The organism is Rhodococcus huquni, assembly GCF_055231055.1.
This window is the reverse complement of the sequence record NZ_JBUYWE010000016.1, coordinates 1-13,502: the sequence shown is the minus strand read 5'-3', so window position 1 is coordinate 13,502 and position 13,502 is coordinate 1. Positions and strand designations below refer to the sequence as shown.

At 65.1% G+C, this 13,502-nt stretch carries 11 protein-coding genes; 7 read left to right on the top strand and 4 right to left on the bottom strand.

The window, feature by feature from the left end; all coding sequences use genetic code 11:
- Positions 1 to 182: 182 nt before the first annotated feature.
- From dnaK to ACZI8R_RS20070, 4 genes are read left to right on the top strand one after another with little or no spacing between them, the layout of a single operon-like run.
- Positions 183 to 2,036 carry a molecular chaperone DnaK gene (dnaK, locus tag ACZI8R_RS20085; RefSeq protein ID WP_463381432.1) on the top strand — a complete coding sequence of 618 codons (1,854 nt, stop codon included), beginning with the start codon at positions 183 to 185 and terminating at the stop codon, positions 2,034 to 2,036.
- Complete coding sequence (gene grpE, locus ACZI8R_RS20080; protein WP_463381431.1) at positions 2,033 to 2,701, top strand: nucleotide exchange factor GrpE; 669 nt, start codon at positions 2,033 to 2,035, stop codon at positions 2,699 to 2,701. Before dnaK ends, grpE begins: the two co-directional genes overlap by 4 nt.
- Before the next feature lie 24 nt (positions 2,702 to 2,725).
- Entirely contained in the window at positions 2,726 to 3,904 is a 1,179-nt protein-coding gene (gene dnaJ, locus ACZI8R_RS20075; RefSeq protein ID WP_463381430.1) for a molecular chaperone DnaJ, read from the top strand.
- A complete protein-coding gene (locus tag ACZI8R_RS20070; RefSeq protein WP_463381429.1) occupies positions 3,904 to 4,317 on the top strand; it encodes a heat shock protein transcriptional repressor HspR in 414 nt (137 codons plus the stop codon). The genes dnaJ and ACZI8R_RS20070 overlap by 1 nt, the downstream gene beginning before the upstream one ends.
- A gap of 65 nt (positions 4,318 to 4,382) precedes the next feature.
- On the opposite strand, the gene ACZI8R_RS20065 is transcribed toward ACZI8R_RS20070, so the two are convergent.
- Together ACZI8R_RS20065 and ACZI8R_RS20060 are read right to left on the bottom strand one after the other, a co-directional pair.
- Positions 4,383 to 8,771, bottom strand: a complete 4,389-nt coding sequence (locus ACZI8R_RS20065) for an amino acid adenylation domain-containing protein (protein WP_463381428.1) — start codon at positions 8,769 to 8,771, stop codon at positions 4,383 to 4,385.
- The gene (locus ACZI8R_RS20060) at positions 8,764 to 9,000 is read right to left on the bottom strand and encodes a CDGSH iron-sulfur domain-containing protein (RefSeq protein ID WP_463381427.1); all 237 of its coding nucleotides are present in this window, start codon (positions 8,998 to 9,000) and stop codon (positions 8,764 to 8,766) included. The genes ACZI8R_RS20065 and ACZI8R_RS20060 overlap by 8 nt, the downstream gene beginning before the upstream one ends.
- A gap of 2 nt (positions 9,001 to 9,002) precedes the next feature.
- On the opposite strand from ACZI8R_RS20060, the gene ACZI8R_RS20055 reads away from it, so the two are divergent.
- Positions 9,003 to 10,058: an iron-containing redox enzyme family protein gene (locus ACZI8R_RS20055; RefSeq protein ID WP_463381426.1), complete on the top strand. Its 1,056-nt coding sequence runs from the start codon at positions 9,003 to 9,005 to the stop codon at positions 10,056 to 10,058.
- Here the strand turns inward: ACZI8R_RS20055 and ACZI8R_RS20050 are convergent.
- Positions 10,034 to 10,681: a HemK2/MTQ2 family protein methyltransferase gene (locus ACZI8R_RS20050; RefSeq protein WP_463381425.1), complete on the bottom strand. Its 648-nt coding sequence runs from the start codon at positions 10,679 to 10,681 to the stop codon at positions 10,034 to 10,036. The two genes, ACZI8R_RS20055 and ACZI8R_RS20050, sit on opposite strands and share 25 nt — an antisense overlap.
- Before the next feature lie 229 nt (positions 10,682 to 10,910).
- Complete coding sequence (locus ACZI8R_RS20045; RefSeq protein ID WP_463381424.1) at positions 10,911 to 11,390, bottom strand: hypothetical protein; 480 nt, start codon at positions 11,388 to 11,390, stop codon at positions 10,911 to 10,913.
- A 154-nt stretch (positions 11,391 to 11,544) separates the two neighbouring features.
- On the opposite strand from ACZI8R_RS20045, the gene ACZI8R_RS20040 reads away from it, so the two are divergent.
- Both ACZI8R_RS20040 and ACZI8R_RS20035 read left to right on the top strand, forming a co-directional pair.
- Positions 11,545 to 12,189: a response regulator gene (locus ACZI8R_RS20040; protein WP_463381423.1), complete on the top strand. Its 645-nt coding sequence runs from the start codon at positions 11,545 to 11,547 to the stop codon at positions 12,187 to 12,189.
- Positions 12,190 to 12,191: 2 nt separating this feature from the next.
- A complete protein-coding gene (locus ACZI8R_RS20035; RefSeq protein ID WP_463381470.1) occupies positions 12,192 to 13,370 on the top strand; it encodes a sensor histidine kinase in 1,179 nt (392 codons plus the stop codon).
- Positions 13,371 to 13,502 lie beyond the last annotated feature (132 nt).

The window sequence follows — 13,502 nt, the reverse complement described above, 5'->3', positions numbered from 1 at the left end:
CTGTCGCGTGCTCCGTTGAGCCCTATGACAGAGTTGAGCGCAAGCGACTCAGGTTCGAGTTGACGCCGGAAAGCCTTCGGGTGCAAACTTGAGCGGAGGGCGCTCACCAGCGTCACACACAAGCGCCCACCGCAGCATTCACGCAAGTCCACCAGCTGCAATACGAAAGTGAGGAAACACTTATGGCTCGTGCCGTCGGTATCGACCTCGGTACTACAAACTCGGTCGTGTCTGTGCTGGAAGGCGGCGAGCCCGTAGTGGTCGCCAACGCCGAAGGTTCACGCACCACCCCGTCGGTCGTCGCATTCGCGAAGAACGGTGAGGTCCTGGTCGGTCAGCCCGCCAAGAACCAGGCCGTCACGAACGTCGATCGCACCATCCGCTCCGTCAAGCGCCACGTCGGCACCGACTGGAACGTGGAGATCGACGACAAGAAGTACACGTCGCAGGAGATCAGCGCCCGCACGCTCATGAAGCTCAAGCGTGACGCGGAGGCGTACCTCGGCGAGGACATCACGGACGCCGTCATCACGGTTCCCGCGTACTTCGAGGACGCTCAGCGCCAGGCCACCAAGGAAGCCGGCCAGATCGCCGGCCTCAACGTGCTGCGCATCGTCAACGAGCCCACCGCCGCCGCACTCGCGTACGGCCTGGACAAGGGCGACAAAGAGCAGACCATCCTGGTGTTCGACCTCGGTGGCGGCACCTTCGACGTCTCGCTGCTCGAAATCGGCGACGGCGTCGTCGAGGTTCGCGCGACCTCCGGTGACAACCACCTCGGTGGCGACGACTGGGACGAGCGCATCGTCAGCTGGCTCGTCGACAAGTTCAAGGCGCAGAACGGCATCGACCTGACCAAGGACAAGATGGCCCTGCAGCGTCTGCGTGAGGCTGCAGAGAAGGCCAAGATCGAACTGTCCTCCGGCCAGAGCACCTCGATCAACCTGCCGTACATCACCGTCGACGCGGACAAGAACCCGCTGTTCCTCGACGAGCAGCTGTCCCGCAGCGAGTTCCAGAAGATCACCTCCGATCTGCTGGACCGCACCCGCGCGCCGTTCCAGGCCGTCGTGAAGGACAGCGGCATCGCCGTCAAGGACATCGACCACGTCGTGCTCGTCGGTGGCTCCACCCGTATGCCCGCAGTGTCCGAGCTCGTGAAGGAACTGACCGGCGGACGCGAGCCCAACAAGGGCGTCAACCCGGACGAGGTCGTCGCCGTCGGCGCCGCACTGCAGGCCGGTGTCCTCAAGGGCGAGGTCAAGGACGTTCTGCTCCTCGACGTCACCCCGCTGTCCCTCGGTATCGAGACCAAGGGTGGCGTGATGACCAAGCTCATCGAGCGCAACACCACCATCCCCACCAAGCGGTCCGAGACCTTCACCACGGCTGACGACAATCAGCCTTCGGTGCAGATCCAGGTGTTCCAGGGTGAGCGCGAAATCGCCTCGCACAACAAGCTGCTCGGCTCCTTCGAGCTGGCCGACCTGCCGCCCGCCCCGCGTGGCGTGCCGCAGATCGAGGTCACCTTCGACATCGACGCCAACGGCATCGTGCACGTGACCGCCAAGGACAAGGGCACGGGCAAGGAGAACACGATCAAGATCCAGGACGGCTCCGGTCTGTCCAAGGACGAGATCGACCGCATGGTCAAGGACGCCGAGGCTCACGCCGAGGAGGACAAGACCCGCCGCGAAGAGGCCGAGACCCGCAACCAGGCCGAGTCGCTCGTGCACCAGACCGAGAAGTTCATCAAGGACAACGAGGAGAAGGTGCCCGCCGAGACCAAGGAAAAGGTCGAGGCAGCGATCAAGGAAGCACAGGAATCGCTTGCAGGCACGGACATCTCGGCAGTCAAGGCAGCCGTCGAGAAGCTGAGCACGGAGTCGCAGGCACTCGGACAGGCCATCTACGAGGCAAGCGCTGCCGAGGAAGCGTCCAACACGGATGGCGCATCCGCGGACGGCCAGGGTGACGACGTAGTCGACGCCGAGGTTGTCGACGAGCCGTCCGAGTCCGACTCGGAGAAGAAGTGACGTCCGAGAATTCCGAGCAGGAGCCGGTAACTTTCGTGGACAAGCGAAAGATCGACCCCGATACCGGTGAAGTACGGGAAGCGGCTGGGGAAGCTCAGCCGCTTGCCGGCTCGGAAGTTGCAGGGGACGCAGCAGAGGGCGTTGCTCCGGAGGCCGACGAAGCCGTAGCCGAGGTGGTGGAACCGGAGAACACCGAACTCGCCGAGCGCACCGCTGATCTGCAGCGTCTGCAGGCCGAGTACGCCAACTACCGCCGCCGTGTGCAGCGGGACAAGCAGGCCGACATCGCCGGCGCCAAGGCGTCGGTGGTGAGCGAACTGCTCGGCGTTCTCGACGACCTGGATCGTGCTCGGGCCCACGGTGATCTCGATTCGGGGCCGCTGAGGAGTGTTGCGGACAAGCTGACCGGTAGTCTCACTTCGCTCGGTCTGAGCGAGTTCGGTGCCGAGGGCGATCCGTTCGACCCGGAGCTGCACGAAGCGGTCCAGCACGAAGGTGAGGGCAGCGATCCTGTTCTCGGCACGGTGATGCGTAAGGGCTACAAGTTCGGTGATCGCGTTCTGCGACATGCGATGGTGGCCGTGACGGATCGTGCCGACGGGGCTGCTCCTGCCGACCCGATCGACACCGACGAGGCATCCGCTGCCGAGTCGGAACAACAGTAAGAAGCGAGAGGAGGGAGACGCCCAGTGAGTCAACGGGAGTGGATCGAGAAGGACTTCTACAAGGAGCTGGGCGTCTCCTCCGACGCCTCGCAGGACGAGATCACGCGGGCATACCGCAAGTTGGCCTCGAGCCTGCACCCCGACAAGAACCCCGGCGACACGAAAGCCGAAGAGCGGTTCAAGACGGTAAGTGAAGCAAAAGCAGTGCTCGGCGATCCGGCCAAGCGCAAGGAGTACGACGAAGCGCGGCGTCTGTTCGCCAGCGGCGGTTTCAGTCGTGGCGGCGGTGGGGGCTTCAGCCCCGGCGCCGGCGGCGGCGGTTTCCAGGGCGGCTTCGACATCAACGACCTGTTCGGTGGCGGTGCAGGCGACGGCGGCCTGGGAGACATCTTCGGTGGCATGTTCAACCGGGGCGGAGCGCCCGGCGGGGGAACCCGTACCAGCCGCCCGCGTCGCGGCAGCGACGTCGAGACCGAGACCTCTCTCGACTTCCGTGAAGCCGCACTCGGCGTCACGGTTCCGCTCCGGCTGACCAGCCCGTCCCCCTGCACCACGTGCCACGGCAGTGGCGCCAAGCCGGGGACCAGCCCGCGAGTGTGCCCCCACTGCAACGGGTCCGGCGTAGTGAGCCGCAACCAGGGCGCATTCGGGTTCAGTGAGCCGTGTGACGACTGCCGGGGGACCGGATCGATCATCGATTCGCCGTGTGACGACTGCAGAGGAAGCGGAGTCACCAACCGCACTCGCACCATCACCGTCCGTGTTCCCTCCGGCGTCAGCGACGGGCAGAAGATTCGTCTCGCCGGTCAAGGTGAGGCCGGTCTGCGCGGTGCGCCGTCGGGCGATCTGTTCGTCACCGTTCGCGTTCGCTCCGACAAGGTGTTCGGGCGTACCGGCGACGATCTCACGCTCGTCGTTCCGGTCAGCTACGGCGAACTGGTTCTCGGCACCACCGTCTCCGTTCCGACTCTCGAAGGCCGCGTCGGAGTGAAGATTCCGGCAGGCACAGCGGACGGACGGATCCTGCGTGTTCGCGGCCGCGGTGTTCCCAAGCGCGGTGGCGGAAGCGGTGATCTGCTCGTCACGGTGAAGGTCGCCGTCCCGCAGAAGCTGGACGATCCCGCGACCGAAGCATTGAAGACGTATCTGGAAGCTGAACAGGCCAGTGGATTCGATCCTAGGGCCGGGTGGGCAGGTGTCTGATGAACGATCGCTCACGCGATGCGCGCGAAACGGCCATCGATCCTGACGCCCAGATCTTCGTGATCTCGGTTGCGGCAGAGCTGGCAGGGATGCATGCGCAGACGCTGCGCAACTACGACCGTCTCGGTCTCGTCATCCCGCACCGCACAACAGGCGGCGGGCGCCGTTACTCACCCCGCGACGTCGCCATGCTTCGTGAGGTACAAAGACTTTCACAGGACGAAGGCGTCAACCTCGCCGGCATCAAACGCATCATCGCTCTCACCAATCAGGTGGAAGCATTACAACACCGAGTGCGGGAGTTGGCAGACGAGATCGCCCGCCTGCACGGCGGCTACCGAGGTGACCTCGTGCCGATTCCGCGGAGCACCGCGCTGGTCGTGTGGAAGCCGAAACATCAGCGCGATCGCTGATTCTCTCTCCCCACCCCTGACCAATGTCACACCGGTTCAGCTCAGCTGAACCGGTGTGACATTGGTCAGGTGCCGGCGTCGAGGATCGTGCCGAGGGTCTTCACCATCACCTTGACTGTCGATTCGTCGAAGAGGTCGGCTGCATACAGCGCATGGCCGTCGATTCCCGTGGGTGCGCCATTGTCGTCGAACCGCTCCGTGAAGTAGAAATGCACGTCGCATTTCGCGATGCGCGGCTGAGCGGGAGTGACGTCGAAAACCAGTCCGTCCAGCTCGAGCCGGGCGGGGGCGAAGTTCTCCAGGGACATCGCCACTTGGAAGAACGGGTGCAGCGCCGGTGAACGGGGTGGATCGAGCAGTTCCACCAGACGTTCGAACGGAATGTCGGATCGGGCGAACCCCTCCAGCTCGGTGTCGCGGGCCGCGTCGACGACGTCGATGAACGACATCTGCGGCACCACCTCGGTGCGAAGGACGACTGTGTTGACGAACATGCCGACCATCTCGTCGAGCTCGGGACGTCCACGCCCCGAGACCGGCACTCCGACAGTGACGTCCGAACTACGGGTCAGTCTCGACACCAGAACTGCCACCGCAGCGTGCAACACCGAATGAACCCCTGTTCGTCGGCTGCGTGCGACGTCGACGACGGATCGGTGTCGTGCGGAGTCCAGGGTGAAGTCCACCCGACCTCCTTCGTATGTCCATCGCTGTGTCCGTGGGCGGTCGGTGGGTAGCCCCGTCCCGGACAGCCCGTTCAGTCGGTCCCGCCAGTAGACGATCTGCGAGGCAGCGGTACTCGACGAGTCCGCTTCGTAGCCGAGTGTGGCCAGCCGCCACATCGTGTAGTCGGCGAATGTGATGTCGGACTGCGGCCACCGGGGTGCGCCACCGTGCGCCCGCGCGGAGTACGCGGCGATCAGGTCACGAGCGATCACGGCCATGGACCATCCGTCCACGGAGATGTGGTGGACGGCGCATGCGACCGTGTGATCGGTCGTGCTGTTCTCGAAGACGACGATCCGCAGCGGAGGCTCCACTCGCACATCGAACCCGGCGTGCAGAACTCGATCCATCGTCTCCGAATCCAGGGCCGCAATCTCGAGCCGGGAAGTGACGTCGTCCACCGGGAGGACCTGCTGGTGCGGGCCGGTCGGGGAGTCCGGGTAGATGGTTCGCAGGGTGCGATGCCGACGCACGACGTCACCGAGCGCAGCTCTGAACGCGTCTGGGTCCAGAACGCCTCGCACGCCCACCGTGAACGCAATGTTGTACAGGGCAGGCTCGATCGTCTCTCGGTCGATGAACTGTTGCGACGGTGCGAGCGGGACCATTTCCGGTACGTCGAGGGCGCCCAGCTTCGTGGCGTTCTCGGCCGAGGCGGTTGCGGGCAGCCGCGCTGCGAGGCTCGCAACGGTGGGGGCGTCGAACAATTCGCGAACTCCCAGGTCGGTTCCCCACCGATCGTTTATGCGGGCCACCACTCTGGTTGCGGAGAGCGAGTCGCCGCCGAGGTCGAAGAAGGACTGCTCCGCGTCGAGGTTGTGGACAGCGAGGACTTCGGAGAATGCCTCTGCCACCACATGCTCGGTTGGAGCTTCGGGGGAGCGGCACGTACTCCGGCCGAACCGTGGCTCGGGGAGGGCGGATCGATCCAGCTTGCCGGTGGGTGTCAACGGAATCGAGTCGATCACGGTGACGACCGCGGGCACCATGTACTCCGGCAAACACTCTCGGAGCGTCGACCGCAGCACATCCAGATCGATCGTGGAATTCTCCGTGGGCACGACGTACGACGCAAGGAACGGATCGGTGCCCTCTGGACGGCGCACCATCGTCACGGCGAACGTGACGTCAGAGAATCCTCCGAGTGCAGCATCGATTTCGCCGAGTTCGATGCGCAACCCGCGAAGCTTCACCTGTCCGTCCGATCGGCCACGAAACTCGAGATCGTCTTCGTCGTCCCATCTGACGTGGTCACCGCTTCGGAACGCACGTGCACCGGGCTTTCCGCCCGGATCGGCAACGAACTTGGTGGCGGTGAGGCCAGGTCGCCGGTGGTAGCCACGGGCAAGGCTGGGGCCGGAAATGTACAGCTCCCCGTACACACCTGGCGGAACCGGCCGGAGACGAGAGTCTCTGACCGTGGCCGCCACACCGCGCATGAGGCCACCGATGGATACGGCGCGATCAGGGTCCAGCGGATCGGTGATCGTCACGCTGCACGTGGTTTCGGTGGGACCGTACGCGTTTCGCATCGCGCGCCGCTCGGCCCACCGATCGACGAGTGCGGGAGGGCACGGCTCTCCGCCCACGATCACGAGATTCAGATCGTTCAGTCCGTCGGGGTCGGCAGTGGCGAGGGCAGACGGTGTGGCGAGCAGGTGGGTGATGCGCTCGTCGCGTAGAAGCCGCGTCAGTGCCTCGCCGCCGAAGGACATCGTGGGGGCGACGACGAGTGTGGCACCGGCCATCGCTGCGGAAAGGACTTCCACGACAGCCGTATCGAAGGTCGGTGAAGCGAGATGGAGTACGCGGGAATCGGAGGTGATGCCGTACTTCTCGGTGATCACTGCGGCGAGGTCTGCCAGTCCGGAATGGGTGACCGCAACGCCTTTGGGTCTTCCCGTGGATCCCGAGGTGTAGATGATGTAGGCGGGGTTCCGATGATCGAGCGGCACAACTCGATCGGATCCGGACAGCGGTTCGTTCGGTCCGCGACGTTCGAAATCGGGACCGTCGATCGCGATCCATTCGAGGGAACGGGGCAGTGTCCCCAACTCGTCGGACACGGTGAGCCCGCAGGCGGCCCCGGAGTCGTCGAGCATGTACTTGATTCGGTGATCCGGGTGACGCGGGTCCACAGGAAGGTACGCGACGCCGGCCTTCGCGGCCGCCCAGAATGCGATCACCGAGAGTCGAGATCGTGAGATTGCCACGGCAACGACATCTTCCGGTCCGAGGCCACGGTCGACGAGTGCGCGAGCAAGCCGATCGGACGCGCGGTCCAGGTCTTCGTAGGTGAGCGTGCCACGGTCGTCCGCCAAGGCGATTGCGTCGGGGGACCGCTCCACCATGCCTGTGAGTAGCCGGTCCAATGTGGTCGGTGAGCGGGACGGCTCACCGTGCAACCGCGCATGACTGCGGCGTTCATCGGAATCGAAAGGATCGAGATCGGTGACCGGGGTGGACTGTTCGGCTGCCGCGAATTCGTCGAGGAACCGCATGAAGCGACGGTGATGGGTGCCGAGTTCCGCTCTCGTGTACGCAGCACTGTTGCCTTCGAAGTCGAGGCGGGGCTTCGTCCCTCTCGCGCCCGGGTAGACGTTGACGGCGAGGTCGGGAATGGGGCCGGTCGTCAGCACCTGGATACGGCCGGTCACCTCGCCGAGGTCGATCCGCTGTTCGAACATCATCAGGTTCACGACCGGCCCGAACTGCGCTGGATCGGTGGACCCCGTCGCATACTGGCGTCCGATGTCTTCGCGCCGGTAGCGCTGGTGGCGCAGCACCGAGACCAACGCCGCTTCGGTCCGGGCGACGATCTCGGCGACGGTGCAGGAAGTGACGTCGCGGATGTGGAGCGGCAGGACGTTCGACACCGAACCCGCCGACGCTCGGAGTAATGCCGAGGTGCGGGCCGTGACCGGGAGGGTGAGGAGTACGTCGTCGGTCTCCGTGCACACCGCGACGAACGTGGCGAAGGCGGCGATGATGCGGGCCGCGGACCGAAGGCCGCTTCCAGCCAGCTCGTCGGTGGATACGGATCCGCTCACAGTGTGGGAGGTCGTGGACGCAGAACCAGGGGCAAGGGCCCGGCTCAGGCCCACGCCGGGTGGCAGGTCGTTCGCCTGCGCGCGCCAGAAGGACTTGTCCCTGTCCCGGCGCGACGACGACCGATACGCGCGGTCCTCCTCCAGCATTCGACTCGGGGACGCGGCGGTGAACGGCGTGGGCGTGGAACCCGAGCTTCGAGACGCGTAGACCTGCGCGGTCCGCTCGATCAACCGCATGGCGCCATAGCCGTCGAGAGCGATGTGATGTGCGCGCGAGTACCAGAAACAATGGTCGTCTCCGGTTCGAAGGAGATACGAGACGACGAGATGTTCGTCGTACATGTCCAGTCGGCGACGGTGATCGTTCGTCATCCACTCGAGCGCCGCATCGACGGGGGCCCCGGCGTCCCGCAGGTCCACGACCGTCACGGGCGCATCGGCGGTGAGATCCGGGACGGTGTGGGGCGTGCCCTCGATGTCGACCAGACGGCATCCGACGTGCAGTTCGAGGTATGCCCTGCGATACGCCGCCACCAGGAGGTCGATGTTCAGACGGCCGTGGAGTTCCGCGTACTGCGCGATCACGAACGGGACGTCGGGGGCGATCCTCTGCGCGAACCAGATCGCCGATTGGGCCGCAGTGAGGGCCAGGGGTTCCGTGACCGTCCGGTCAGTCATCGCTACCCGCCGGATTCCTGCGCACCTTCTTCTTGTGCGAACTGTCGCAGAACGGCGCAATGGACGTACGGCCGCAGCGGCACAGCGCAACGGTCGCCCGGTTGTTCGGGATTGGGTTACCGTCGGTGTCGAGGATTGTCGGCGCACCACGTACGAGTAGCGGCCCGTCGGCGCAGACCGTGATCGTGACGTCGGGTTCGGTGTCGCCGGACCCGGGGACGGAGTTCATGAATGACCACCTCGGACTCGCATTCGATGCCTGTTCCGGCTCCGCGTGGGCCGATGAGCGAGCTCCTCGTCTCCATTCTCCTCGGACACGGCCGTAATGCATGCGAGCTGACTGCTCTGATCGAGACCCTCGTCGCCGAGCCTGCTGCTGATCCAGTGGAGATCGTCCACGACGGCGACATCCAGATCTGCCTCACCGTGCTGTACGAGCTGCATCTGCAGGGTGTCGTCGGCGTGGGTGACGGATGGGAATGGAACCCGGACCTCCTGGCTGCGAGGAGCGCGCTCGAAGCTCCGTTCGCGGCGGGAATCCGTGCGCTGGCAGACCCGCCTGCCGTCGGTGCGAACGTGGTACAGGCACTGTGGGACCTCACCGCGCCCAGCGTGGGGCCGGGTCTCGCCGGCTTCATGGCCACCGAGGCGACCGAAGACCAGTATCGCGAGCTGTTGATTCACCGCTCCCTCAACCAACTCCGCGAAGCCGACGTCCACACCCTCGGGATCCCGCGACTGGCCGGAGGTCCCAAAGCGGCGCTCGTCGAGGTGCAGTCCGACGAATACGGAGGCGGACGCGCCGAGCGAATGCACTCCACGTTGTTCGCCACCACCATGCGGGAGCTCGGGCTTCGCGACGACTACGCCCGTTACGTCGATGCCGTGCCTGCGGTCACGTTGGCTTCGTTGAACGCGTTGTCCATGTTCGGCCTGCATCGCAGTCGAATCGGTGCTCTCGTCGGACACCTGTGTGCGGTGGAAGCGACCTCGGCATTGCCGTGCAAGAAGTACAGCGCCGGACTGCGTCGTCTGGGATTCGGCAAGGAGGCGACGCGATTCTTCGACGAACACGTCGAGGCCGACTCGATGCACGAGCAGATCGTGATCCGAGACCTGGCCGGTGGCCTCGTCGCCGACCGTCCCGAGGTTGCCGACGACGTTCTTCTCGGTGCCGCGGCGTGTCTCGCGTTCGACGACCTGCTCGGTGATCACCTCACCGAAAGCTGGAGTGCCGGGAGAAGTTCGCTGCGCACAACCGATCATTTGACGGCCCTGAGTACGTAGAGCGTCTCCGAATCCTGCCCGGGTGAAGTGAAACCCTGTGCTTCGAGCAGTTCTCGCCGGCTTCCGAGAACCGGGCCGAACGGAATACAGGTGGTCTTCGGGACCGATACGCGAAGCCCGGCCTCTTCCAGCATGTTTCGAGTCTTCTCTACGTCGCTCATCTCGGATTGTGCGAGCAGGAGCACGCCGTCGGGTGCGAGGAGATCGGGCACGTCCTCGCAGATCCGGTCCAGCAGTGCGCGCCCGTTCCTGCCCGCGTCCCACGCACGGCTCGGCCCGCTGGTGGGCAGTGCGTCGACCGGAGCGGGAACATAGGGCGGATTACTGACCACCAGATCGAACCGCTCGTGCTGCACGTCAGCGATGAGATCTCCTCGGATTGCACGAATCCGCGTCGCGGCCAGGACCGCATTGATGCGGGCGTTCAATACGGCTCGGCGTGAGATGTCGACAGCGGTGACGTGACCGGCACCCGCTTTCGAAGCGCGTATCCCGAGCGCGCCGGTGCCGGTGCAGACGTCGAGTACGCGTGACTGTGGACCGAGGTCTTCGTCGTCGATCTGGCCGGCCAGCAGCCAGGTGTCTTCCCGAGGCCCGTACACGCCCGGAAACCGCAACAGCATGTCGACTCCTCGCGTTGTCGATCGGGCCCGGAGTTCGGGTCCCGACCATTCGACGATACTGATCCGGCGTCCTCACGGCACCCCGAAAGCTGGATGAACCGCGTGTCCACCTGGACGTTTGTCCACCGAAATACGCGGTGCGCGAGCATTGTCTGTTTCTCTCCTCCCCGCCCCTGACCAATGTCACACCGGTTCAGCTGACGCGAACCGGTGTGACATTGGTCAGGCGTCAGGGGCGGGGTGTTGCGCAGTGAAGGCGGTACTCGAGCGCCATCGCGGGGTAGCAGGTGTCGATTCGCGTGCTGATCCCGTATCGCGCGCGGTTCGCGCCCTCGATCCTGGTCCCGGCTATGTCCGCGCCGTAAGGGGTGCGGTTGCCTGCGCTGAATACGGCTTCGACGTCTCGCACCGCATATCTGACCCCGAAGTTGAGGCCGTCGAGGCCGTCGAGGCCGTTGCTCCATGCAGACACCATCGCAGTGGACCGGGGCGGGAGCGTCGCGGGTGGTGCGACGACCCAACGTCCTCGGGGATTCGACGAGCCCACCAGGGTCATCTCCGCGTCGGTGTCGTTCGTGATCGTCATGGACACCGTGGTTCCGGTGCCCTGCAAGCCCTGGGGGCGGGACCGACTGGTGGCCGCCACGAAGAGTCCGGTGAGGGCCGGAACCGTGACGAACGTGGTCAATCGGCGGCGAAGGGTGTGCATGGAGACTCCTCGAATCGGTGTGATCTCACTATCCGGCGAATCCGAACTCCCGTATGTCGGACGTTCGGCTCTTTCCGTGGACCACCTGTTTGTCCCCCGATCGGTGGACCCTGCGTCCGCGCACGTGCGATCCTGAGCTGAGGAGATGGTCCGGATGGCACCGAATCAGAACGTGCGCGCCGTGGTCGGAGACGATCACCCGCTGTTCCGTGACGGTGTCGTGCGTGCCCTCACCGCCAGCGGAGTGGTGGACGTCGTCGGTGAAGCGGACGACGGCGCCGCCGCCCTCGAGATGATTCGCGAACTACGTCCGCAGGTCGCCGTCGTCGACTACCGGATGCCGCACCTCGACGGAACGCAGGTCGCCGCTGCTGTCCGCGACGAAGAACTCCCCACTCGGGTTCTCCTTCTCTCCGCGCACGACGAGGCCGCGATCGTCTATCGCGCACTCGCGGACGGCGCCGCGGGCTTTCTGCCCAAGGAGTCGACTCGCGCCGACATCGTGCGTGCCGTACTCGACTGTGCGGGCGGGCGCGACGTATTGCCGTCGGGACTCGCGGCCGGTCTGGTGGGAGAGGTGCGACGACGTCATCGGCCGGAGGGTCCCGCTCTCAGTGCCCGTGAACGAGAGGTGCTGGCCATGATCGCCCGCGGAATGTCGGTGCCGGCCATCGCCGCCGAACTCTTCCTCGCACCCTCCACAGTGAAGACTCACGTGCAACGTCTCTACGAGAAGCTAGGTGTCAACGATCGTGGTGCGGCGGTCGCGGAAGCGATGCGCAGCGGATTGTTGGAGTGATGTTGCCCCACGACGAGAAGCTGGGCATCCTCAGGCACCACACCCGAGAAGCGGTGCGGGTCATCGCAGTTCTACGGTTGCCGCTTCTCGGGCTGATGGCGTTGTTGGGCACTGTAATTCAGGTGACGCATTGGCAACCACACGTGTTCACCGCACTGCTGATCGCGTACGGCGCGTTCTCCGTGGTGTGGGTGATCGTCGTGTTCACAGTGGACCTCGGTACGTGGTCCGGCTGGGCGTCGACCGTCGTGGATGTCGTTGCGGTGGTGGGCTTGTGCGTGGCATCCGGCGGCGCGACCGCGCTGTTGTTGCCGGTCTTCTTTCTGCTCCCGATATCGGTGGCGTTCCAGTACCGGCCGGTGCTCACGGCCGTCGTCGGGCTCTGCACGGCAGTCGGTTACCAGATCGTCTGGGTCGTCTACTCCAAACGTGACGACACCGTGGGATTTCCCGACGAGGTCTACCTCTACTTCGGTTTCCTGCTCTGGTTGGCGGCGGCCACCACCGCACTGTCGTACGTATTGGTGCGGCGTTCCGCTACTGTCGCAGCACTTCTCGACATTCGGAGGCGGCTCGTCGCGGAATCGATGAACGCAGAGCAGCGCGAACGCCGTCAACTGGCCGAGCATCTTCACGACGGGCCGCTGCAGAGCGTGTTGGTGGCGCGGATGGACGTCGAGGAAGTGCGTGAGAACCATCCGAACGCGATTCTCGACGCGGCGGAGACAACCCTCCGAGACGCGGCCTCGCAACTGCGATCCACTGTCACGACGCTGCACCCGCAGGTACTGGCACAGTTGGGGCTCACGGCGGCTCTGCGCGAACTCGCCGAGTTTCACAGCCGTCGGGACGTGGAGGTCACGCCCCACGTCGAAGAGGTGGGGCACCCCCAGAACGAAGAACTGATCTATCAGGTGGCTCGCGAACTGCTCACCAACGTGACCAAACATGCGGGCGCCACGGCTGTGAATCTCGACCTCGCCGTGACCGATGGGCCGATGGTGCTGACGGTTGCCGACAACGGGCGAGGATTCGATCTGGACGTGGTGTCGGAGCGCGTTGCCGAGGGGCACATCGGTCTGGCGTCGCACTTGGTTCGCGTCGAGAACGTCGGCGGCACCTTCGACGTCACCTCGGCCCCTGGTTCCGGCACGACCGTCGTAGCCACTTTCCCCATCTGATGGTGCCGACCAATGTCACACCGGTTCGCGTCAGGCGGTTTCAAGTGGTGGATGCACCGATGAGCTCAGCGAACTTTTCGACTGGTGGGCGGTAGCCTAGCGCCGCCCTGGGGCGTTCGTTGAGTTCGGTGG